Annotated in this window: 17 protein-coding genes and 2 tRNA genes; 12 read left to right on the forward strand and 7 right to left on the reverse strand. The window is 39.8% G+C overall.

Annotated features, from left to right (window positions below):
* Nucleotides 1-111 precede the first annotated feature (111 nt).
* The 7 genes from IQ282_RS05820 to porU all read right to left on the reverse strand — a co-directional run bounded on the left by IQ282_RS05820 (nt 112) and on the right by porU (nt 10,346).
* On the reverse strand, nt 112-795 hold the full coding sequence (locus IQ282_RS05820) for an SDR family NAD(P)-dependent oxidoreductase (protein ID WP_194850900.1): 684 nt from the start codon (nt 793-795) through the stop codon (nt 112-114).
* Nucleotides 788-1,786 carry a M28 family peptidase gene (locus tag IQ282_RS05825; RefSeq protein ID WP_194850901.1) on the reverse strand — a complete coding sequence of 333 codons (999 nt, stop codon included), beginning with the start codon at nt 1,784-1,786 and terminating at the stop codon, nt 788-790. Before IQ282_RS05825 ends, IQ282_RS05820 begins: the two co-directional genes overlap by 8 nt.
* Before the next feature lie 122 nt (nt 1,787-1,908).
* A complete protein-coding gene (locus tag IQ282_RS05830) occupies nt 1,909-3,672 on the reverse strand; it encodes a pyruvate dehydrogenase complex dihydrolipoamide acetyltransferase (protein WP_194850902.1) in 1,764 nt (587 codons plus the stop codon).
* 3 nt (nt 3,673-3,675) lie between these two features.
* Complete coding sequence (gene pdhA, locus IQ282_RS05835) at nt 3,676-4,674, reverse strand: pyruvate dehydrogenase (acetyl-transferring) E1 component subunit alpha (RefSeq protein ID WP_194850903.1); 999 nt, start codon at nt 4,672-4,674, stop codon at nt 3,676-3,678.
* 150 nt (nt 4,675-4,824) lie between these two features.
* On the reverse strand, nt 4,825-5,307 hold the full coding sequence (locus tag IQ282_RS05840; protein WP_194850955.1) for a cytidine deaminase: 483 nt from the start codon (nt 5,305-5,307) through the stop codon (nt 4,825-4,827).
* A 3-nt stretch (nt 5,308-5,310) separates the two neighbouring features.
* Nucleotides 5,311-6,483, reverse strand: coding sequence for a type IX secretion system outer membrane channel protein PorV (gene porV / locus IQ282_RS05845; protein ID WP_194850904.1), 1,173 nt, complete (start codon nt 6,481-6,483; stop codon nt 5,311-5,313).
* Nucleotides 6,484-6,527: 44 nt separating this feature from the next.
* Nucleotides 6,528-10,346 carry a type IX secretion system sortase PorU gene (gene porU / locus IQ282_RS05850; RefSeq protein WP_194850905.1) on the reverse strand — a complete coding sequence of 1,273 codons (3,819 nt, stop codon included), beginning with the start codon at nt 10,344-10,346 and terminating at the stop codon, nt 6,528-6,530.
* Between the two features lie 193 nt (nt 10,347-10,539).
* Here porU and gldJ point away from each other — a divergent pair, with 193 nt between their 5' ends.
* From gldJ to IQ282_RS05910, 12 genes are all read left to right on the forward strand, one after another.
* On the forward strand, nt 10,540-12,219 hold the full coding sequence (gldJ, locus tag IQ282_RS05855) for a gliding motility lipoprotein GldJ (protein WP_194850906.1): 1,680 nt from the start codon (nt 10,540-10,542) through the stop codon (nt 12,217-12,219).
* A 155-nt stretch (nt 12,220-12,374) separates the two neighbouring features.
* Entirely contained in the window at nt 12,375-13,469 is a 1,095-nt protein-coding gene (locus tag IQ282_RS05860) for an NAD(P)-dependent alcohol dehydrogenase (RefSeq protein WP_194850907.1), read from the forward strand.
* A 45-nt stretch (nt 13,470-13,514) separates the two neighbouring features.
* Entirely contained in the window at nt 13,515-14,762 is a 1,248-nt protein-coding gene (locus tag IQ282_RS05865) for a UDP-N-acetylmuramoyl-tripeptide--D-alanyl-D-alanine ligase (protein ID WP_194850908.1), read from the forward strand.
* A gap of 91 nt (nt 14,763-14,853) precedes the next feature.
* Nucleotides 14,854-14,926: transfer RNA gene (locus IQ282_RS05870), tRNA-Phe, on the forward strand.
* Between the two features lie 83 nt (nt 14,927-15,009).
* A tRNA-Val gene (locus IQ282_RS05875) sits at nt 15,010-15,087 on the forward strand.
* Nucleotides 15,088-15,097: 10 nt separating this feature from the next.
* Nucleotides 15,098-15,823, forward strand: coding sequence for a type III pantothenate kinase (locus tag IQ282_RS05880; RefSeq protein WP_194850909.1), 726 nt, complete (start codon nt 15,098-15,100; stop codon nt 15,821-15,823).
* Nucleotides 15,820-17,070 carry a hypothetical protein gene (locus IQ282_RS05885; RefSeq protein ID WP_194850910.1) on the forward strand — a complete coding sequence of 417 codons (1,251 nt, stop codon included), beginning with the start codon at nt 15,820-15,822 and terminating at the stop codon, nt 17,068-17,070. The genes IQ282_RS05880 and IQ282_RS05885 overlap by 4 nt, the downstream gene beginning before the upstream one ends.
* A gap of 39 nt (nt 17,071-17,109) precedes the next feature.
* Nucleotides 17,110-18,468, forward strand: a complete 1,359-nt coding sequence (locus tag IQ282_RS05890; RefSeq protein WP_228547234.1) for a hypothetical protein — start codon at nt 17,110-17,112, stop codon at nt 18,466-18,468.
* Between the two features lie 9 nt (nt 18,469-18,477).
* On the forward strand, nt 18,478-19,041 hold the full coding sequence (lptC, locus tag IQ282_RS05895; RefSeq protein ID WP_228547235.1) for an LPS export ABC transporter periplasmic protein LptC: 564 nt from the start codon (nt 18,478-18,480) through the stop codon (nt 19,039-19,041).
* Entirely contained in the window at nt 19,034-19,228 is a 195-nt protein-coding gene (locus tag IQ282_RS05900) for an LPXTG cell wall anchor domain-containing protein (protein ID WP_194850913.1), read from the forward strand. The genes lptC and IQ282_RS05900 overlap by 8 nt, the downstream gene beginning before the upstream one ends.
* Nucleotides 19,228-20,502, forward strand: coding sequence for a hemolysin family protein (locus IQ282_RS05905; protein WP_194850914.1), 1,275 nt, complete (start codon nt 19,228-19,230; stop codon nt 20,500-20,502). The genes IQ282_RS05900 and IQ282_RS05905 overlap by 1 nt, the downstream gene beginning before the upstream one ends.
* Before the next feature lie 201 nt (nt 20,503-20,703).
* Nucleotides 20,704-22,821, forward strand: coding sequence for a peptidylprolyl isomerase (locus IQ282_RS05910; RefSeq protein ID WP_194850915.1), 2,118 nt, complete (start codon nt 20,704-20,706; stop codon nt 22,819-22,821).
* The last annotated feature ends 456 nt before the right edge of the window (nt 22,822-23,277 follow it).

Raw genomic sequence — 23,277 nt, forward strand, 5'->3', positions numbered from 1 at the left:
CTATAAGAAAAGCTCCTCAGATGTAAAATCTTGTCGAGGAGCATTTAATTATCGGTAGATAATAATTTTACTCTCAGCGGTTTTAAATCAAAAATCTCCAATCAAAAAACCCTACGGCGTACTACTACTCACTTCAAGCGTCTTTCCATTATAGAATTTATTTCCGGTCAAGGCAAATTCCATAATATATTGAGCCATTTCTTTAGGTTGCAATGGTGCGTCGTAACCTGGAAACGCTTCAGCGAGCATTTCTGTTTGTACGGCCCCTAGTGCAAGCGTGTTGAAAGCAGGTCCGTTTTCTTTGTATTCTTCGGCGAGCAACTCAAAAAGTGTAATAACCGCGGCTTTTGCGCTGCTGTAAGCGGCTAGTCCTGGGAATTTTGAACTGCCTTGAATGCCGCCCATGGAACTTATTGCAACCACGTGGGAGTTGGAATTCATCAACGGCAATAACCCTTGGGTTAATCCAGCCACGCCATAAACATTGACTTCATAACAATTCTTAAAGTCGGCTTTTGTGAGTTCTTCAAACGGTTTATTAACTAAAAAACCCGCATTGTGAATCAAGATATCTACTTTATCAAAACGCTTTTTAATTGCTGAAACCGCACTTTCTATACTGGATTCCTGTGCTAGATCACAAGAGATAGCAGTAATTCTAGAATTGTTGAGTTCTTGAATGGGAGCACGCTTTCGCGAAAGCGCGATCACTTCATCCCCATTAGCAGCAAATAGCTGAGCCAATTCAAATCCTATACCGCGGCTGGTGCCTGTTACTACTATATTTTTACTCATTAGGAATCGGGTTCATCTTTAAGCCGTTATCGTTCGCGAGGAAGAATAATCCGGGCAATGTAGCATCAACAACTTTAGACATATGCTGTGCATTAATTCCTGAAATCTCGTCGCCCACTTTGTGATAATGGTCAAAATTTGTAAAGTCAAAAGTGCTCAAGGTTTGAGAAGGAACATTGAATTCCTGATAAAAACCATAGTTGTCTGATCGCATAAACAAATTCATTTGAGCGGCTGCTTCTAGTTTTCCCGTAACTACACGGTCCTTATTTTCTTGATTGAAAATTTCCCCCATATTTGAGGTGTCATATCCTGTTAAATAGGCAATATATGGTTTGTCCAACATAGGAGTTCCCGTCATTTCATAATTAATCATAGCAACTACATTCTCTCCAGATGCCTTCATTTGAGCAGCCAATTGTCGAGAACCGACCAACCCTTTTTCTTCTGCAGAAAACAAAGCGAAAACTACTTTGCGACGGTTGAAATCTAATTTCTTGAAAAGCTCTGCAATCGCAAGAACACTCGCCGTTCCTGTAGCATTATCATTAGCACCGTTTGCAATGCTATCGCCTGCAACGGCTTGAATGATCCCGATGTGATCGTAATGTGCACCTATAACGATAGTCTCTTTCATCAATTCCTTATCGTTACCTGGCATCACTGCCACTACGTTATTTCCAGAAATACCGTCCGTGGTAAATGGCTGCATATACTCCTCATTATAAGGTGCGATACCCAATGCTTCAAATCGATCTGCTAAATATGCGGCAGCTTTATCAATTCCTTCTGTTCCAGTTTCCCGTCCCATTAATTCATCGCTTGCCAGATATTGAACGTCAATAGCTATTTGGGTTGGGTTACTTACTGGTAAAACTATTCGGTTTTCCTTGGTCGAACCAGAACCCATCGATCCATTATCACTACGTTTAGTGGTGCCACAAGATGCCAGAGTTATAGCTGCTATTGCAACGAGAAATAAATTTTTCATAAGAAATGTTAGTTAGTGTCGTAAAAATAAGCAATCAAAAGACCGTTTGAAAAACAAAGTCCCGCAATCGCACAAAAAAGCCGATCAAATGATCGGCTTTTTGAATATGAATGGAATATTTCCTAAACGTACATGACGATAGGGTTTTCAATGTAAGCTTTAAATGTTTGAAGGAATGCTGCTCCTGTTGCTCCGTCAACGGTGCGGTGGTCACAAGCAAGAGTAATTTTCATCACATTACCTATCACGATCTGTCCATTCTTTACGACTGGTTTTTCAACAATCGCACCTACCGACATAATAGCCGAGTTAGGTTGATTGATAATTGAGGTGAATTCTGTAATACCGAACATTCCCAAGTTAGAAATGGTAAAGGTGCTTCCCTCCATCTCTTTAGGTTGTAATTTCTTATCACGAGCCTTTCCTGCGAGTTCTTTAACCTTGCTACCTATTTGTTGCATAGTCATCTGGTCTGCAAATGGCAATACTGGAACTAGTAATCCATCATCAACAGCAACTGCAACACCTATGTGTATGTGTTTTGCAATTTTAGTAGCAGCATCAGTCCAGGTAGTATTCACTCTAGGATGTTTGCGCAACGCCATTGCAGCTGCCTTGATTACCATATCGTTAAAACTGATCTTGGTATCTGGAAGTTCATTGATGGCCTTGCGACTTTCAATGGCATTATCCATATCCAGGTCAAGTCCTAAATAATAATGTGGTGCCGTGAACTTAGACTGACCCAAACGCTTTGCAATCGTCTTGCGCATTTGTGAATTAGGAACTTCTTCCCAAGTCTCTGTCCCAACAGATTCAAATGATGATTGTGAGCTTGCAACAGCTGTGCTAGGAGTATAGTTCTCAATATCTTTTTTAGTCACCCGACCATTTTCACCAGATCCTTTTACAGTACCTAAATCAATTCCTTTATCGGCCGCCATTTTCTTAGCAAGTGGTGATGCAAATATGCGACCTCCTGCGTTTGAAGATTTTGAAGTTGACTCGTTAGAACCTTCCTTAGATCCACCATCTTCTGGAGCAGATGCTTGTTTTTTGTCAGCATTAGATGCTGATTTTGATTCGGTTTTTGAATCTTGCTCGTTCTTTTTATCTTCCGTTTTTGACTCCGCTTGTTTAGAGTTGTCGTCCGTGTCTTTTTTAGCTTGCTTCTTTGAAGAACCGCTTTTTACACTAATCCCTGAAATATCTGTTCCTTTAGGACCTATAATCGCGAGTAAAGAATCGACCGGAACGGTCTCGCCTTCCTGAACGCCTATTTTCAGCAACACTCCCTTATAAAAAGATTCAAACTCCATGGTAGCTTTATCGGTCTCGATTTCAGCAAGAATGTCACCTTCAGCAACCTCATCACCTTCTTTCTTCAACCAACTTGCAACCGTACCTTCTTCCATGGTATCGCTTAAACGTGGCATATTAATAATCTCCACACCTTCAGGCAACTCGCTAGAATCGCTATCCTCATCGTTTTTATCAAAATCTTCTTCAGCAGGTTTTTTTGAATCAGAATCAGATTCATCCGAGTCGGCTTTTTGGTCATTTTCTGAATCTTCTTCAGAATCTTCTTCCTTTTCGTCCGATTTCTTGCTCTTGCCAGCACTTTTGATAAGCTCAGAAATGTCTTCACCTTCCTCACCCAGAATAGCTAACAGTTGATCCACGGGAGCCGTTTCACCTTCTTGAATTCCTATGTGGAGCAACGTTCCATTATAGAAAGACTCAAACTCCATGGTGGCCTTATCGGTTTCGATTTCGGCTATAATGTCACCTTCTTCTACTTTATCTCCTACTTTTTTCAACCACGTTGCAACAACACCTTCTTCCATAGTGTCGCTCAATCGAGGCATATTGATTACTTCTGCCATGGGTTATAATTTTGAAGGTAAAAATGGATAATCTTCCTGCTCATAAACTACATCATACATCAGGCTCTTCTCTGGATATGGGGATTCTTCAGCAAATTTCTCACATTCGGCAACGCGCTCTTTCACGCGTTTACCTATCTTTTTAATCTCTTCTTCCGTAACGCCTTCATCATCTAACAAACGTTGCTTCACTTGGGTGATAGGATCTACCTTTTGGTATTCTGCTACCTCATCCTTCGTACGGTATTTTTGAGCATCACTCATAGAATGTCCTCTATAACGGTAGGTTTTCAATTCAAGAAATGTAGGGCCTCCACCAGATCGTGCTCTTTCAATGGCTTCTGACATCGCCTCCGCAACTTTTTCTGGATCCATGGCGTCAACTGGTCCACAAGGCATTTCATAACCTAATCCTAGTTTCCAAATGTCTGTGTGATTTGCAGTTCTGGCAACGCTTGTTCCCATAGCATAACCATTATTTTCTACACAAAAAACGACGGGAAGATTCCACAACATCGCAAGGTTAAAAGTCTCATGTAACGATCCCTGACGTGCAGCTCCATCACCAAAAAACGTAAGTGTTACCGCATCGCGATCGTGAAATTTATCACCAAAAGCAATTCCTGCTCCTAGCGGGATTTGCCCACCAACGATACCGTGACCACCGAAGAACTTCTTTTCTTTAGAAAATATATGCATGGAACCACCTAGACCGTGTGAGGTTCCAGTTTCTTTTCCATACAATTCTGCCATAACACGTTTAGGATCCACACCCATTCCTATAGGCTGTACGTGGTTGCGATATGCAGTTATCATGTTATCCTTCCCTAGTTCCATAGCGTGCAATGCACCAGCAAGGATGGCTTCCTGACCGTTGTAAAGGTGTAAGAACCCGCGTACTTTTTGCTGGATATATACTTGCGCTAGCTTGTCCTCAAACTTTCTCCAGAAGAGCATCTCCTCGTACCAGTTTAATAGAACTTCTTTAGTTACTTTTTTCATGTAATGGTGTTAATTTTATTTCGCTTTCGCGAAAGCGAACTCATAACAGATACATCAACTATCATGGTCACATATTCTCAAACGTGAAACAAAAATAGACGAAAAAAGGATACCGAAAAACCAATTATAGGGTTAAATCCGCGTGATTGCTTAAAGGTAATTTCTATCAAAAATAAGCGGCAGTAAGTCACCCAAGGATTTTGAGCGCGCGACTTTTCCAGAAGTACCCATAAACAAAAGCTCGATAGGACTGGACTGTCTGGATTCATACTCTGCAATAGATTGACGGCAGGCGCCACACGGCGGTACTGGTTCCTCAAAATCTCCTTCAACTGGGCCTGCAGTGATCGCCATTTTAACAACGGACACCCCTGGATAATTTGCCCCAGCAGCAAATATTGCTACACGCTCTGCACATAATCCTGATGGATAGGCGGCATTTTCCTGATTATTCCCGTGAATTATGGTGCCATTTTCTAGTAAAAGGGCACAACCTACTAGGAAGTTTGAATAAGGAGCATAAGCATTTGAGCGTGCCTTTATAGCTGCTTGCATTAACTGCTGATCTGCTGTTTCCAGCTCTTCTTGGTTATCAAAAACATCGATAACCGTATTTATGTTTAATTGCTTGATAAATTAGTATTCTAAATATTCTTCTCCAAAATTGAAGGTCAAACCAAATCGCAATGTTCCTTCCAGCGGTGATTGCACGCGACTTGTAGAGAACAGATAAGACAAATCTACGTTGATTTCTGAAAATTTGAAACCTGCTCCCAGTGATAGAAACTTACGCCCACCTTTTTCATCTGCTTCATTGAAATATCCAGTTCTAAGCGCAAAGCTATCATCATAGGTATATTCTGCTCCCAGTGCCCAGGTAACCTCTTTTAATTCTTCAGAAGCGCCTCCTGGAGCATCACCGAAAGATTGAAAAATACCAGAGAAAAAGCTCACATCATCATCCTGACCTTCCAGTATCTCGCGACGGTCACCATCCCCATCAGTATCTTGTAAATCACGCACGGGCGGTGTAGGAACTAGTAACTTATTAAACTCTGCAGTGATTCCTATCTTACTGAACCCATCATTTAAATTCAAGTCTATTCCACCACCTATTCCTAGATTTGTGGGCTGGAAGTTCTCACGACCACCTAAATCATAAGAAAATTTAGGGCCTATGTTGGCAATATTAAAACCTCCACGGTAACGACCATACATATCTCCAATCGGCACTTCCTCGCTTTGATAATATCCTGATATACCTACACTAAATGTATTTGCAGCACTAGCATCTGCACTCTGGGATTGAATTCTTAAATCGCTGCGCAAGAACCTACCGGTAACAGCCATGGAAAATTGTTCGGAAAGTTTTAGAGAGTAGGATCCATCAAATACGAATTCATTGGGGTTTTCTTCAAACCCGTTTTCTCCATCTTCCGTAATAAAAATGGTTCCTAAACCAAAATACCTCAAGCTAGCTGCAAAAGCACTTTGCTCATTGATGCGGTTTGCATAAACTAATTGACCTATTCCTATATCGTTGACTAACTGTCCCAAATATGGCGTGTAAGCTATACCCAAAGCTTGCTCGCGTTGCATGAAAGAGTATTTTGCCGGATTCCATTGTTGACTCCAGGCATCTGGACTGGTGGCTACTCCCATGTCTGCCATTCCAGCAGAACGAGGATCCCCAGCGATTCTCAAAAAGGGAAGCCCTGTTTGTATCAACCTGGAATCTTGCGCAACGGCAGGAACCATAGCGATAAGAAAAAGAATAAAAGTTAGGGATTGTAATAAAACTCTCTTCATGAAATTGTTTTAATGGTGGCCAAATATATAGCAATCAAAAAGGATTACAGGATGACCAGTTTTTCGATTTTACTAGCTACCTCATTAGCTAACGTGCTTTTGACCGTAATCTTATAAATATAAACTCCTTTTCCTAATCTTTGACCAAAATCATCCACGCCATCCCAGGTAATCTCTCTTGAGGTAAAACCAGTGGTGGTTATGGTCCGGTTGGTCGTCCATACTACTTTTCCTGTCACGGTCATCACTTGAACTTGCACTTGTAAAGGCTCAAAAGGTCTGTTGTGGTTGAACCAGAACTCTGTATAAGTTGAAAATGGATTGGGATAATTGAGAACTCGAGTCAATTCAATCCCATCACCCGCGGCAACTACAAACTGGATTTCTTGAGTAGAACTATTGTTATAGGTATCCCAGGATTTTACCGTCAACGTGTGCAGTCCAGGCGCGATATCACGCAGTGGAAAATATACTTTCCCTTTTGTAAAGTCATCCACATCTGCCTCATAATAATCGTTGAGAATAAATGGGTTTGTTTCATCACCGTCAATAATTCCTATTATATCATGACCTATTCCACTTGCAGTATTAATACCGCTCATATCATTCAAAAATGCCAGGATAAACGGATTTGAATCGGTTATACCGCCAGATACAAAATTGCGGTCATTCAAAAAGAGCTCTATTTCTGGACCTATATCATCTGCAGGAGCATCCCGATTGATCCCACCGATTTTAATATCTTGAGAAAAACCATTTTGATCTTCTTTAGCATTGATACGTTTTGCATAAAAGGAAACTCTTCCAGCGCCTACAGGTATTTGAGTGTCACGAGGCATAACAAATGAAACGGTAAAGCGTCCATTCTCCACTGTGGCTTGTCCTCTAAATAAGACCTCCCCTTGCTGTTTAAAGTTGAGTATGGAACCATTGTCATCATTACGCAGCGTTTGTCGTTCCAGCTCTTTGTCAAAAACGGTAATGGAAATTTCACCATTGTAATCAGAGATTAAATTCCCAGAAATAGTTTGTACCTCTCCCGCAAGACTGACTTTATCCAGCGCTCGCAATGGCGGGTTGTTAACATTAACCGCTTGTTCATTTACTTGAGTCAAGACAACCTTTTTTGATGGGAAAGCAAGCTTCAACGCTGGATCTCCTATAAATGCAATCACCCTGCGTGTGCCAGTTGAAGCTAGTGAGGGATCAGTTTTGGCGAGCCTCAACGCCTCTGCCATCGATACAGGCTCTACGTTATCAAAACCGAAAAGATATTGATCCAGCGTGTTGTTAAACGTAACGCCTACACTCACAAAAATCAATCGATTTGTAGCCACTAAACCTATCGCACCCCCTTGTGGGTTCAAATAAGTTAATTCTCCACCACTAATGCGCTGCGGGTTATCATACTTGGTAAACTCACAGGTAACCACTATAAATAAAGGCAAGGTATCTGGATTGCGCAGGTTTTCTACCAGTGACTTTGTGACTACAATTTCCTGTGCCAGAACATCTTCATTCCCATGTCCAAAGTAATTAATCACCAGCGACCCTTGTTCAAAAGCATTTTTAATGTCCTCCACTGCTTCTGGGTAGCGCTCGCCGCCAGCCGTATTGGTTTGATTATAGCTATCTAACAATATTTTCCGCACGTTGTAATCGGGACGTTTATTAAAAATCTCATCCCCTAAATCGTTGACGCTTTTTTGAAGAATATCATCAGTGGGAATATCTACATCATCACCAATTAACGTGATATTATTTCTCCATTTGTCAAAAGCAGATGCTGCTGTATAGCTTTCAATTTTATCTACCATTTCCATGGCTTCTCGTTGCGTGCTAACGATCATGCGACCTACCGCTATATCCATTAAATTGTTAGTCGCCACATCTCCTTCTTCAGGATCCATATATGTGAAAAAATCATCAGTGACATAGGAGCTAGTTAGCGAAGTACTATTAGCTGATAGGAACGATGGCAAAATATTATCCTTGACCGGGATCCTATCCTTGTAATCATAACTTGTATCACCGAAAAGGTTTAGGTACTTAACCCGACTCGATGGGTCTGAGGCATTATCATAAACATACTTCACAAAATTACGGATCGCGCTTATGTCTTGTTTCCCCTCAGAAAACTCGGTATAGATTTGTTGGACATCGACCACCTTAACATTGAGATTGCTTTCTCTAACGTGGTAATTTGCGAGCCGTTGTGCTTGACTTTGTAAAAATGAAGGGGCGATGATCAGGTAGTCAATATCTTTAAAACTTCCTGTCCGATCGTTAAAAATGGTTCCTTTTAAGTTTTGGTTAGCGACTCTCGAATTAGAAACTGTAGATGGTGTGTAATAATCAGATGGATCGACTGCCACAAACTTACGTTCTATACCCAAGGCACTATTGAATCTAAAATCTGCCGTGTCGTCTGTATTTTCAATCTTACTAACATTAAATCGGTCAGTAACCTCCCAGATTTCCTGGATTCCGGCAGCATTGCTTATTTGATATTGACCTATTCCAGATGCGCTTACCGCTTCTGGAACCGTAAAAGTAAACTGCTCATTGATTCCTGCTAAAGACTCAAAAGCATCAATGCTTATATAGTCGAGAAACCCTTGTGCCCCAGGGTTACCACGATTATCATAAGTTACCGTTACTCTAGCTGTATTTCCAGAAAGGGTAACAGTATTGTTGACCAACCGTCCACGTCTAGCGATTGATGTATTATCATTAGCTAGTCCTGCAAAATTGGTGGTCCCAAGCGCTTGACCATTCATTGAGAATGTCATGGAGCTGGCAACATCACTAATAACTGCAGTAGGAATCCGTACCGTTGCGGGTCTAGAAGCAATAGGGTTTTTAAACTCAAAATCAAAAGATTGCTCTGGCTCTAGCGTGAAACGTTCCCCATACCAGATGCGACCTATCAAACCTATATTGCGTTGATCCAGTTCGTGATGTTTTGTGGTTTGATAATAGTTATAAGTAGCTGTAGGATTGCCAGCAGGGGTTATTTGAGGCAATATGCGCTTTCCGGGCGCTCCACTTACATTGATATAATAAAAAGATTCGTCTGTGTAAGGATTGATAAAACTGTCATTTTCCGCGACGTATTCTGAATCTGTCGCCACACCATAAAAAATAATCTCATCACCATTGTCAAAACTCCCATCATCTGCACCAGTTACCGTTATAGAGACTTCCGCGGGATCATAAAATTCATTCTGACTGTTAATTAATGGCAAGGAAGTGCCGCCTTGTCCGTAAATTTTAATGGCTCTAGGATCTATTGCGTTAACGTTAATCCCCATATCATTTAAAAGACCACGAGTTATGCGCTGGGCACCAGTTTTAGTGACTTTAAATTTATACCAGTCTCCACTTGCAAGTAACGAGTTGCTATAATTTGTACTCTTTGCCACTACCTCCATAGGCGCCATACTATAGGTAACATTCATGGACATTACCTTACGATACTGATTACCTTCCTTATATATAGCGTTAAATTGTAATTGAATATAATTTCGCTTTCGCGAAAGCGCATTACTCATCGTCATTTCCACACCATTAGGAATAGATGATTTATCCAAATCCCCTAAATCTGCTGAAGAGATTACAACGGTGTTCAAGTTGGTAAAACGCGCCGATAATGGATCAATTTTACCATTCGTCGATAAAGTTGTTGAAAAAATAATTCTTCCCTCATCAAACCCAAAACCCGGTGAGAAGGAAGGCAACTGCATGCTATTTCCCCCTAAAGAGTAAGGTTGAGTAGCTGTCCACTCCAGCTTAATGTTTTCAGATTGAGCGCCTGCGGAAGCCCATAAAATAAGGAAAAAGAAAAGTAGGTATTGCCTCATTAAAGACTTAACGTATTGATTGATTAGTTAGTATAACATCTAATTTGAATAAAAATAGATCAATTGCAAAATAAACAAGATATGCTTACGTTTTAGTTTTTTTAACGGCAGTTCCTCTTAATAACAGTGCGAAGATGTTTTGTAAAGAGCGAAGTTATTATATTGCACCACCATTTTCAAATCAATACAGTAAATGAAAAATTACTCTGCATTTCACATTATCGTTGCCTCAATAGCCACTGTGCTACTTGTAAGTTGTGGTGGCGGTAATGATTATAAAAACGACTCCCGTGCCACAGGATGGGACATTACCGGTAAGAACGGCTTTGAACTTAATACAGACTACAAGGATCAGGACGCCGCTCCAGGACTTGTATTTGTGGAAGGTGGAACCTTTACCATGGGTCGCGTTAAGGATGATCCTATGCACGACTGGAATAACACGCCTAACCAGCAACACATTCAGTCCTTTTATATGGATGAGACTGAGGTCACTAACGGTATGTATCTAGAAATGCTGGACTGGATTAAAGGTGTTTTTCCACCAGATGTTGAGGAATATCGCAACATTTACAACGGTGCTGTACCTGATACTCTAGTATGGAGAAATCGTCTGGGATTCAACGAGGCCATGACAAATAATTACTTGCGTTTTCCTTCCTATGCAAACTATCCAGTAGTAGGTGTTTCCTGGATTCAAGCTGTTGAATTCTGTAACTGGAGAACGGATCGTGTTAACGAGAAAATATTAGTAGATCAAGGATATACTGCAAAAGATCAATTAGGTAAAAGAGATGCCAGTGAGCTTTTTAATACAGACACATACCTCAACGCTCCTACCCTAACTTATGGAGGAAATGACTCCATAACCCGTGGAGGAAAGAGGTCTGAACAATTGGAAAAATCTAGAGGAAAGATTGCGTCTAATAGAGATACGGACACTACAGGTCTATATATTACACGTGAAAAAGGAATTCTTCTTCCAGCTGCATACCGTTTGCCTACAGAGGCAGAATGGGAATATGCTGCTTTAGGATTAGGAAGTTTGAGAGAATACAACTCTTACAGAGGGCGTAAAAAATATCCATGGGATGGTCAATATACCAGAAGTGGGAGCCGCAAGAATCGTGGTGATCATTTAGCCAACTTCAAACAAGGAGATGGGGATTACGGCGGAATCGCGGGATGGAGCGATGATGGAGCAGACATTACAGCACCTATCAAATCTTACGAGCCTAACGACTTCGGTGTGTACGACATGGCCGGGAATGTTTCTGAATGGGTAGCAGATGTTTACAGACCTATCGTTGATGACGAGTTTAATGATTTCAATTACTACCGTGGTAATGTTTATACTAAAAATGCGATAGGTGAAGATGGTAAAGTCGCTATTGTCACTACAGACGATATTAAGTTTGACACTCTAAGCAATGGAAAACTTATCGCGCGCAACATGCCGGGTGAAATACGACAAGTTCCTATAGATGATGAAGAAACTTATTTAAGAACAAATTTTGATCGTAGTGATAACCGCAATTTCCGTGATGGTGATGCACAATCATCTAAATATTATCAGCGTGCTGATGAATTAGACCCAGATCAAAGAATGTACAATTCTCCACAGCATAAAGTAACCGTAGGAGAAGATGGCGAGTTTGATAGAAAATACGATCAATCTAATTCCAGAAGCACACTTATAGATAATCAAGTGCGCGTTATCAAAGGAGGGTCGTGGAGAGATAGAGAATACTGGTTAGATCCAGCAACTCGCAGATTCTACCCGCAAGATATGGCCAAAGATGATTTGGGATTCCGTTGTGCAATGTCACGCGTGGGATCTAAATCCACAAGATCTAAGAGTCCTCGCAACTAAACGAGACAAAATCATAAATTAAAAAGCTGGACTGAAAAGTCCAGCTTTTTTTGTTCTTATCTAGTTAGATATTCTCACAAATGATACTTTAATAATTTCATAACAGCAATAAGACAAGCGGTAACTATCTTTAGGGAGAACCTAAATAAAACCACATGAAAACTAAAGCCGCAGTTGTCAATAAAAAAGAAGACAAATTTGAAATTCAAGAGCTGACGTTGGCTCCTATTCAGTCCAGAGAGATTTTAGTAAAAATCAAAGCTGTGGGATTATGCCATACAGATCTTTCTGTAAAAGCTGGTAATTTGCCTACTAATTACCCAGTGGTTTTAGGTCATGAAGGTTCAGGAGTAGTAGAAAAAGTAGGTGATAGCATCACCGCATTTAAAAAGGGAGATCATGTGGTTCTAAGCTATGGATCTTGCGGGAGCTGTCGTCCTTGTCTAGAGGGCAATCGAGGATATTGTTTAGACTTCAACCCGCTTAATTTTATGAACAAAAGGCTTTATGATGAGAAAGGTGTTTATGAAAGCAAAGTCAACGGTAGCTTTTTCCAGCAGTCTTCCTTTGCAGAATATGCTATCGTATCTGATCAGAATTTAGTCAAGATTGACAATGAGGTGCCTTTAGAACTTATGGGGCCACTAGGTTGTGGAATACAGACTGGAGCAGGAACGGTGATGAATACCCTCAACCCTAACCCGGGATCAACAATTGCCATATTCGGTGTAGGATCCGTAGGTCTTTCAGCTTTAATGGCGTCAAAAATTGCAGGTTGCAGGACTATTATCGCAGTTGATCTGAACAACGAGCGATTGAAACTGGCTGAAGAATTAGGGGCAACACACAGCGTGAATCCTAAAGATGTTGATGATGTGGTAGCAACCATTCGTGAAATCGTGGCTGGCGGTGTAGATTATGCGGTAGAATGCTCTGGCGTGAAAGAAGTAGCGACTCAAGCTTTCGACTCGCTTTATAACACAGGAACACTAGCACTCGTCGGTGCACCTCCAGGGGGCACTAAATACACTTTCGATGCTAATGACTGGATTTTAGGAGGTCGTAAAATTAGAGGCGTTGTTGAAGGTGATAGTATAATCCCGGTTTACATACCGCGATTGATAGAGCTGTACAAACAAGGACGATTCCCTTTTGACAAGCTCGTCACCTACTATGATTTCAAAGATATCAACCAGGCGGTTGAAGACATGGAAGCAGGTAAAGTGATTAAACCAGTTATTAAATTATAACTGGTTTCATAGGTATTCTTCATTAGGCTGACTTAAATTTATACCATGAATTTGGAAAAATTATACGCAGCATTCACAACAAGTACAGGTATCAGCACAGATACGCGTACACTTAAACCTGGTGAACTATTTTTTGCCTTATCCGGTGAAAATTTTGATGGTAATATTTATTTAGAATCCGCTTTCGCGAAAGGTGCTTCACACGTCGTATGCACAAATAATGACCATGCATCGTTAGATAAAGTTACTGTTGTACCTGATGCTCTGATAACACTTCAAGAACTAGCGACATTTCATAGAAACCAGTTGGATTTACCTATTGTCGCCCTTACGGGTAGCAACGGAAAAACCACAACCAAAGAGCTGATAATAAGTGTTCTTTCCCAAAAGTATAAAGTAAAAGGAACGAAAGGAAATCTTAACAATCATATAGGTGTACCCATAACCCTACTCACTTTCAATTCTGATACAGAAATAGGCATCGTGGAAATGGGAGCAAATCATATAGGAGAAATAGAAACATTAATTAATATCGCTCAACCTAATTACGGGTTGATCACAAATTTTGGAAAGGCTCACCTAGAAGGATTTGGGAGTTTGGAAGGTGTTAAAAAAGGAAAAAGCGAACTTTACGATTTCCTCAGAAAACATCATCGTAAGGCCATCGTACTCTCAACAGACGAAGAGCAAAAAAACAGAACTGTTGATTTAAAGCGTAGAATCACTCCAGATCTCGAACTCATATCATCGCAGCCTATTGAATTTATATTTGAAGGTCATCAAGTTAAAACGCAACTTACTGGAAGCTATAATTTCAACAATATGGCCTTGGCGGCTGGAGTCGGCTTAGAATTCGGGTTAACTATCTCACAAATTGGAACCGGTTTGAGTAATTACAAAGCAGATAATAATAGATCTCAATTGATTGAGAAAGGAAATACCACTGTTATTATGGACGCCTACAATGCAAACCCAACGAGTATGCGTGCAGCGTTAGAAAACCTTTCTTTACAAGATGGAACTACTACTGCAGTATTAGGAGATATGTTTGAATTGGGACAATATGCCCAGGAAGAACATCAGTTTATTGCAGATTTGACAGTAAAATTAAATATCCAAAATGTTTTTTTAGTAGGAGAAAATTTTAATCAAGTGCATACGACTGCGGCTCATTTATATAAAGATTTTGAATCTTTCAAATCAAATGCGCCTACATTCAACGACTTAGAGGGAACAATTTTGATAAAAGGATCTCGTGGTATGGCTCTAGAACGCGTACTAGATTTGATCTAAATTGAGCAGTATTAATTAGTCGAAATAAAGTTGGATTTTTTCTTTTGAAAAATAATAATTTATGTAGATTTGCCATCGCCTAAAAGCAAAAGGTACCTTAGCTCAGTTGGTAGAGCAATGGACTGAAAATCCATGTGTCCCTGGTTCGATTCCTGGAGGTACCACACCAAACCCAATCGTGTTGATTGGGTTTTTTGTTACTTGAGTTTTTGATTTATTTTAATTTCGCGAAAGCGAAAAATTAATCGTGGGATTAGCTCAGTTGGTTTAGAGCGCTGCCTTGACAGGGCAGAGGTCACTGGTTCGAATCCAGTATTCCACACCATATTCAATGTATGATTCTGGCAGTAGATATAGGTAACACAGCCATCAAACTCGCAGTAGTTGATGATGTTACCGTTTATGACCTGATCCGTACCTCACCAGGGGACTTTCTCTCACATGTTGAAAATATTATTTCCAGTTATCCAGATGTTCAATGCGCTTGTGTTTGTCAGGTAGGAAAAACGGACATTAAACTATTGCACGCTTTAGAAGGTCTATTGAAGGTAACTTATATTAACGAGGAATCTAAATTGCCATTCAACAACCTTTATCAATCTGAAACTTTAGGCAATGACCGCAAGGCTTTAGTTGCTGGCGCTCTAGCTTTAGAAAAAGAAGGGCAGGATTTGTTAATTATAGACATAGGCACTTGCGTCACATATGATTTTGTTGATGCTGAAAAGAATTATCATGGAGGAGCCATATCGCCAGGCTTGCGCCTTAGATATGAATCACTTCATAATTTTACCGCAAAGCTTCCGTTATTAAAAGCAGAGCGTGTGCGTGGTTTTATAGGAACTTCCACAGATCAATCCATTCACAGCGGCGTGGTAAATGGATTATCCCTTGAGGTCAAGGGAATGATTAAAAAATATGCCAAAAAGTATGAGAACCTTCACGTAATTATAACAGGTGGAGATTCAGATTTGTTGGTAAAGCAACTGAAAAACCGTTTCTTTGCCTCGCCTTTTTTGATGCTGTATGGCATCCATAACCTTTACAAGATTAATTCATGACAAGAAGTATTTTAACCGTGTTGTTCCTGTTTTCAATAATGGGTAGCTGGGCACAATCACGTACTTCCTCGCCCTACTCCTTTTTTGGACTAGGTCAGCAAACATTTAGAGGCACTATAGAGAACCGCAGTATGGCGGGAATCAGGACTTACTCAGACAGTATTCACTTGAATCTTCAGAATCCTGCAGGATATAGCAAATTGCGATTGACATCCTATTCTATAGGTGTGAATCATACGGAAACTTTTGCAAACTCTGATAATGGAAGTGAGGAATATGATGCAACTTCTATCGAGTATATAAGTATTGGGGTTCCCGTGAGTCCTAAAACCGCTTTTGGTTTTGGGTTGATACCGTTTCAGTCCGTGGGATATACAATAGGAAATTTTGAACCAGAACGCTACAGCCGCTTTACTGGTAATGGGTCACTTAACCGTGCTTACTTCACACTAGGACATCAATTGACTAAGAATATTAGTATAGGTGCAGAATTTAGATACAATTTTGGTGAAGAAACAAATTCTTCCAGCATCGCTTTCAGCAACATAGAATTTGGTACCAATGAGGTCAATGAAACTGACTTAAGTGGGATTTCTTTCAACCTAGCGCTGGATTACGATAAGGTTCTTGAAGATGGCCATCAAATTCACGCTTCCTTTGTCTATCAACCGGAATCAGATATCACGGCCAAGAACGTTAGTCGTTTGAGCACATTCATTTTAAGTGGAGACTTAAGTGAGAATTTATTCAATACTCGTGTAAGCGATGAAACAAGACAAAAATTAAAGCTCCCACAAGAAGCTACCATCGGGATAGGGTATGGCCTTCCTTTAAAATGGAATCTTGCGGCAGAATATTCGCTGAGAGGTTCGAGTTCTGCAGCTTCAAGGTCCTTTGCTCCAGATAATAGTGAATTTACAGATGCCGCATCATATAGGGTAGGTGGCTTTTATATACCTAATTATAATAGCGTTTCAAGCTACTGGGATAGAGTTGTTTATCGCGGTGGTGCTCGTTTTGAAGAAAGCGGTCTTAGACTCAATGGTGAAGACATTACAGAGTTTGGCATATCTTTTGGAATGGGTTTACCTGTAGGACGTGGCGGTTCATTTTCAAATGCTAACATAGGATTTGAATACGGACAAAGAGGAACTAAAAATGCAGGCTTACTTAAAGAAGACTTTATAAGCCTTTCCATAGGACTTTCATTAAATGATCGCTGGTTCCAAAAAAGACGTTACAACTAATAAAACCATTAATAAAAACTAAGACTTAAAATCATGATTATGACGAAGAATAGCCTCTTGATAGCAGTATTAGCTATGTTTAGTATCGCTTTCGCGAAAGCGCAAGATGCGGATGATTGCACAGTAATGCTTCAAATATTTGCAGAAAATGCAAAAAACAAAATGTATGACGAGGCCTACAAGCAATTGGGCCAGTTAGTACAAAATTGTCCTGATAAAAGCGCAGCAATCTATCAATACGGTGAACGCATTTATGAACACAGAATACGTGAGAATATAGGTGTGGAGTCTGAAAATATCCAAGGATTAGTACTCATGTTGCGTAAAGAAATTAGCGACTATTCTGACCTGATAGATGCTAGCAGAAAAAAGTTAGAGCTTGCACGCATCATGCATGAAAATGATTTAGGGACAGAGGCAGAACGTTTTCAAATGTTTGATGACGCTTTCAAAAATGATACTAAAAACTTCACAGATCCTAAAGCTATTATCATCTATTTCAAATTAGTAGAGCAAAGATATGAAGCTGGAACGATCAACTTACAACAGTTTTTTGACATCTATGACGAGTTGACTTTACACATAGAAAGTCTTCTAAATGAGAGAGGAGAAATTCTTACCGATCTTATGGATAAAGAAGTTACGGGAACTCTTACAGATGAAGATAAGGCTCAAATGGAAGCACAGGAAATCAACATCAAAAATTACGGAATCGTAATGGGAAGTGTGAATGCAACTCTAGGAGCTCTTGCTGATTGTGATAAATTGATTCCACTTTATGAGGCTGAGTTTGAAAACAAAAAAGGTGACGAGAGCTGGTTATCTAATGTATTGAGAAGATTACAGGTTAAAGAATGTACAGATGCTCCATTATATATTACATCTGTAAAAGCATTGCATGATTTAAATCCTAGTGGTAAAACTGCTTATGGTTTAGGAAACATTGCTACCAGTCAATCTGAGAAATTTAAGTACTGGGACCAGGCAATTGAATTAGGTGTAAGTCAAGAGCTTGTTTCACTTATCCACTACAAAAAAGGATTGGCTTATAAAAAACAAGGGCAGTACGGTAGTGCAAAAAGAGAATTCATTGCTTCTAATGCTGCAAAGCCATCCTTTGGAAATCCATTTTATCAAATTGCAACTATGATTGCAAGTAGCGCTAATAGTTGTGGGACTACAACCTTTGAAAAAAGAGCTGTTTACTGGATTGCTGCACGTTGGGCACAAAAAGCCGGCGCTGTAGACCCATCATTAAGATCTACTGCACAACAAGCTGTTGCTAACTATAATGGAACTGCTCCTCAAAAGCAAGATATATTCTTAGCTAAAGAATATGAATCTGGTCAAACTATAACCATAGGATGCTGGATAGGAGAATCTGTTAGAATCCCATAAGGAATGGCGATGCGTCACATATTTAAAATAACGATCACGGCTCTTGCCGTGATCTGTTTTTTATCATGTACCGATAACTTAAAGGAAATTGCAAAAATGAACGCGGTTTCTAACCAGCCTATTAATGAAGTAGAAAACCTGCTGCTCAAACATACCGACAGCGGTTTATTAAAAGTAACTTTAAGAGGAAAGCTTATGCTTGACTTTTCTAATGATTTTTTTCCCTACACAGAATTCCCAGAAGGGATTAAAGTGGAAGTGTATGAATCAAAAATAGACACTACCGAAAAAACGACGATCACAGCAGATTATGCAGTGATTTATTCTGAGACAGATCTTGTAGATATGAGAGGAAATGTCAAGATTGTGTCTGCAGAAGGCAGCACATTTTACGGCGATCAACTATATTGGGATCAGAAAGCAAAATGGATCTTGACTAACAAATCATTCAGATCTGAACTGACAAATAATAGCAGGACTTCTGGCGATATTCTCGATTCAAACGAGAAACTCACTAATGCAATAGTGCGCAACGCAAGCGATTCTTTCTATGTAAAACCTAAAGATGAGTAAGTTTTTTAAATATTTTGAGTACGCCTACCTCCTATTTGCAACCTTGTTTATCGCGACTGGAATTTATGAATTGGGTGAATCACCGCAACGTGCCTACTTAATGTTCGGCATGGCAGCACTTGCAATCTTCATGTTTTTCTTCAAGAGACGTTTTCGTCGTAGATTTGAAGAACGCAACAAGAACTAATGCTCGCACAAATTCTTATTATAATAGGCATGCTTATTCTGAGCGCATTTTTCTCAGGAATGGAGATTGCTTATGTGTCATCTAATAAAATCCACATTGAACTGGAGAAACGCCAGCAAGATTTTATAGGTCGAGTGTTGCGCAACCTTACGGCACAACCATCAAAATTTATCATCACCATGCTCATAGGGAACAGCATCGCGCTAGTTGTCTATGGATTTGCTATGGGAGATTTACTCACGAACCAGATCTCCTTAATCTACCCAGCTTTAATTGATAGTGGTTTTCAATTGCTCTTATTACAAACGGTAATATCAACTCTAGTCATTTTATTAACAGCAGAGTTTTTACCTAAGGTCTTTTTCCAGATTTATGCTAACGAGCTTCTCAAGTTTTTTGCCATTCCTGCATATTTATTTTACCTTCTTTTCTGGGGTGTTTCCTGGTTCTGTATCAAACTTTCTGACTTTGTATTGAAGACTTTTTTTAAGTCTAATGGCGATGAGATCCAGTTGTCCTTCTCTAAGTTAGAGCTGGGGAATTACATTACAGAGCAAATGGAAAGCGCGCAACAGCAGGAAGATGTAGATAGTGAAATTCAGATCTTCCAGAATGCACTAGATTTCGGTGGACTTAAAGCTCGCGAGGTCATGGTTCCTAGAACAGAAATGATTTCTGTTCAAGAAACTACTGACATTAAGGAACTAAACAAGAAATTTGTTTCTACTGGATTGAGCAAGATTTTGATTCACAAAGAAACTATTGACGATATCACTGGCTATTTACACAGTTTTGATTTGTTCAAATCACCGCAAACAATTAGCGATATTAGACGTGATGTTCTCAATGTCCCAGAAACAATGCTGGTAAAAGATGTTTTGAAATTATTGATCAAGCGTCATAAAAGCGTGGCAATTGTTCTGGATGAATATGGCGGTACTTCTGGATTGATTACTGTGGAGGATATTGTGGAAGAATTATTTGGTGAGATTGAGGATGAGCATGATTCTGATCAGTTGATAGAAACCCAACTGACTGATAAATCTTTTAAACTGAGCGCTAGACTAGAAGTAGACTACATCAATGAACGTTATAAACTAGATCTTCCTGAGAGTGAGCAGTATGAAACTTTAGGAGGTCTGATCGTTCACGAGACTGAGAACATCCCAAATGAATTGGATGAAGTGACCATAGATATTTACTGCTTCAAAATTCTTGAAAAGTCCAATAATAAGATTGATCTTGTAGAACTTACCATCGTCGATGAAGAGTAATTGTACTGTATTTTCTACTCTGTTGTTTGAAGCGGTATAGAGATGGATAAGAATTTCGCTTTCGCGAAAGCGAAACTCTCCCATCACTCACAGCAACAAAGAGTTACTTCACAATTCTATTAGTGTCAATTAGCGCTGTCCTTGCTTCCTTTATTAAGCGGAAAACACTATTTTCGCCACCGTAAATTTAAAAAAAAGAGAATGGCCATTTTAGGTAAAATTAGGTCTCAGGGTTTATTCCTGATTATCATTATTGCACTAGCACTTTTTGCGTTTATCGTGGGTGATTTGATCCGTCAGGGAAGTTTTTCCAGTGATGATCAAAATGTAGTAGGTTATGTAGGCGATACAGAGTTGAGCCGCCAGGAATTCAGCGATCAGGTGGAAGCCACCATGAGCCAACGCAGCGGTATGTCTAATGTACAAGCATCAAATATTGTATGGGACCAGCAAGTGCGAGATGCTGTATTGCGAGAGCAGATCAATGCTGCAGGAATTAAGGTTACAGATGCACAGGTTGCTGATTACATGAAGGCTGCGTATTCAAGATTTCCACAGTTTCAAGATGAAAACGGTCAGTTCTCTGAAGCCCTTTTTGCTCAATACGTAAATCAAACTTCCGCTCAAGATCCGCAAGCATGGCAACGAGCTCTAGATAATGCGGCAAACCAGGTACGTCAACAACGTCTTTTTTCTTTATTGAAAAGTGGCGTGATAGGAACAACTGCAGATGGTGAGTTTGCCTACAGAATTGAGAACGACAAACGTGATTTTCAGTTTGTAAATATTCCCTATTCTTCCATTCCTGATGCTGATGTTGAGATTTCAAAATCAGATATTAAATCTTACTTAGGCGATCATAAAAAGCAGTACCAAGTTGAAGCTAATAGAGACATTCAGTTTGTACTTTTTGCAGACGTAGCTTCTGATGAGGATACTAAAGCACTACAAGTTGAAATGAACGAATTTATTGATGGTAAGGACAATCAATATAATGAAGAAACAAAACAGACAGAAACGACTCCAGGCTTAAGAACAGCTTCTGACGCGGGAACTTTTGTGAATGCCTATAGTGACCTTCCTTACACTGATCGATTCACTATGGTTTCCCAACTTTCTCCAGCAGAGCGTTCACTTGCCTCTATGGAAGTAGGATCCATTGCTGGTCCTTACAAGGATGGTGAGTTCTCTAAGGTTACAAAAATTGAAGCGAAGAAGACGTTGAATGACAGTGTGAAAAACAGACACATTCTTGTCCCATATTCTGGTGCTAATAGAGCTGGTAGTGATGTAACAATGAATAAGGAAGCAGCAAAAAAACTGGCGGACAGCATTGCATCTTCTATAGGACAGAGTAAAGATAATTATGATACGAGCTACGGTTATTACACAGACAATGAACCTACCATCCTTGCCCAAGATATAGGATGGGTTGTATATTCAGGCAACGCTGCGCAATTTGCTCCCGGTTTTACTAAGTTCCTTTATGACAACAACTCTGGTACCGTAGGAGTTACAGAAAGTTCTTTTGGTTACCATGTAATCCGTATTGATGAAACCGGCGGTTCAGGTGAAGCTATTAAATTAGCAACTGTAGCTAAGCGAATTATTTCCTCTAAAGCAACTACCAAAGATTTATATACTCAAACCCAGAAGTTTCAACAAGCAGCTGGCAAAGGTGATTTTGATGCTTTGGCTAAAGAATACAAAGTGGAGGTGATGCCAGTAAGAAATTTAAAAGCTCTTGATGAAAATTTACCTAATATAAGTCGCAATCGCGCTATTGTCCAGTGGGCATTTGACAACGATCGCGAGATAGGTGATGTAGATCGATTTGAAACTACAGAAGGTTATGTTGTAGCACAATTGACTAAAATTAGCGATGAAGGTTTGATGAGTGTTGAAGAAGCTAGCTCTAAAGTAACGCCTATTTTGAGAAATAAGAAGAAGGCAGAAATGATCATGGCAAAGATCAAGTCGGCAGACATCAATACCATTGCAACAGAACAGAAACAACAAGTTGAAACGGCAAATGCCATAAGCCGTCAATCTCCTATTCTTGCGGGAATAGGCCAAGAAACGAAAGTTGTAGGAACGGCTTTCGGCTTAAAAGAAGGACAGACTTCAAAAGCTATCGCTGGTCAAAAAGGTGTGTTTGTAGTTAAGCTAACTGGAATAGATAATGCTCCAAAGCTTGAAAGCTACAGCAATGATGCTAAACTTGTAGCTCAAAGGACTGCAAACCAGTCAACTTCTGCCCTTGTGGAAGCTCTGAAAAAAGCAACAAAAATCGAAGATAAAAGAGCTCTTTTCTACTAGTAGAAATCTCTAAGAATTCAAAAAGCCTTTCTATTAATTTAGGAAGGCTTTTTTGTTTTCTGAGTACGGAACTATAACTAGCGGGAATTTACTATATTCTGCGGAGCAAGTCGCATTGCCTTCCACATTTCCCCAATGGGGAAATCAACATATTTTTAGGATTCAAAAGACGCGTGAGAAGGCTCCGCATTTCACACGGAGATTAAGTTATTGAATAAATTTTTGAGTGAAATATTTTTAATGATTCGTGCGTTTCTCCGTTGCCATCAGCATATCCACAAAGAGGAACCTAGATGTTATAAGATTCAAAGGATGTACGAGGAAACTCAACGTCTGGCGCGGAAAGTAAGTTATAATCTATTTGATTTTTCAAAATATTCTAATTGTCTCACGATTGGAATACTATTAAACCTAAATCCTGTAAATGAATTAAGAACGGGATCTCAAAGTCTAGTT

It is taken from the genome of Nonlabens antarcticus, assembly GCF_015356755.1.
GTDB lineage: Bacteria > Bacteroidota > Bacteroidia > Flavobacteriales > Flavobacteriaceae > Nonlabens > Nonlabens antarcticus.

What these genes read in the sequence shown, in the direction of transcription:
- IQ282_RS05905 (WP_194850914.1), top strand. Translation starts at nt 19,228, where the DNA reads ATGCTCGCACAAATTCTTATTATAATAGGCATGCTTATTCTGAGCGCA.
- lptC (WP_228547235.1), top strand. Translation starts at nt 18,478, where the DNA reads ATGCGTCACATATTTAAAATAACGATCACGGCTCTTGCCGTGATCTGT.
- IQ282_RS05880 (WP_194850909.1), top strand. Translation starts at nt 15,098, where the DNA reads ATGATTCTGGCAGTAGATATAGGTAACACAGCCATCAAACTCGCAGTA.
- gldJ (WP_194850906.1), top strand. Translation starts at nt 10,540, where the DNA reads ATGAAAAATTACTCTGCATTTCACATTATCGTTGCCTCAATAGCCACT.
- porV (WP_194850904.1), bottom strand. Translation starts at nt 6,483, where the DNA reads ATGAAGAGAGTTTTATTACAATCCCTAACTTTTATTCTTTTTCTTATC.
- IQ282_RS05890 (WP_228547234.1), top strand. Translation starts at nt 17,110, where the DNA reads ATGACGAAGAATAGCCTCTTGATAGCAGTATTAGCTATGTTTAGTATC.
- pdhA (WP_194850903.1), bottom strand. Translation starts at nt 4,674, where the DNA reads ATGAAAAAAGTAACTAAAGAAGTTCTATTAAACTGGTACGAGGAGATG.
- IQ282_RS05865 (WP_194850908.1), top strand. Translation starts at nt 13,515, where the DNA reads ATGAATTTGGAAAAATTATACGCAGCATTCACAACAAGTACAGGTATC.
- IQ282_RS05825 (WP_194850901.1), bottom strand. Translation starts at nt 1,786, where the DNA reads ATGAAAAATTTATTTCTCGTTGCAATAGCAGCTATAACTCTGGCATCT.
- porU (WP_194850905.1), bottom strand. Translation starts at nt 10,346, where the DNA reads ATGAGGCAATACCTACTTTTCTTTTTCCTTATTTTATGGGCTTCCGCA.
- IQ282_RS05830 (WP_194850902.1), bottom strand. Translation starts at nt 3,672, where the DNA reads ATGGCAGAAGTAATCAATATGCCTCGATTGAGCGACACTATGGAAGAA.
- IQ282_RS05885 (WP_194850910.1), top strand. Translation starts at nt 15,820, where the DNA reads ATGACAAGAAGTATTTTAACCGTGTTGTTCCTGTTTTCAATAATGGGT.
- IQ282_RS05860 (WP_194850907.1), top strand. Translation starts at nt 12,375, where the DNA reads ATGAAAACTAAAGCCGCAGTTGTCAATAAAAAAGAAGACAAATTTGAA.
- IQ282_RS05900 (WP_194850913.1), top strand. Translation starts at nt 19,034, where the DNA reads ATGAGTAAGTTTTTTAAATATTTTGAGTACGCCTACCTCCTATTTGCA.
- IQ282_RS05910 (WP_194850915.1), top strand. Translation starts at nt 20,704, where the DNA reads ATGGCCATTTTAGGTAAAATTAGGTCTCAGGGTTTATTCCTGATTATC.
- IQ282_RS05820 (WP_194850900.1), bottom strand. Translation starts at nt 795, where the DNA reads ATGAGTAAAAATATAGTAGTAACAGGCACCAGCCGCGGTATAGGATTT.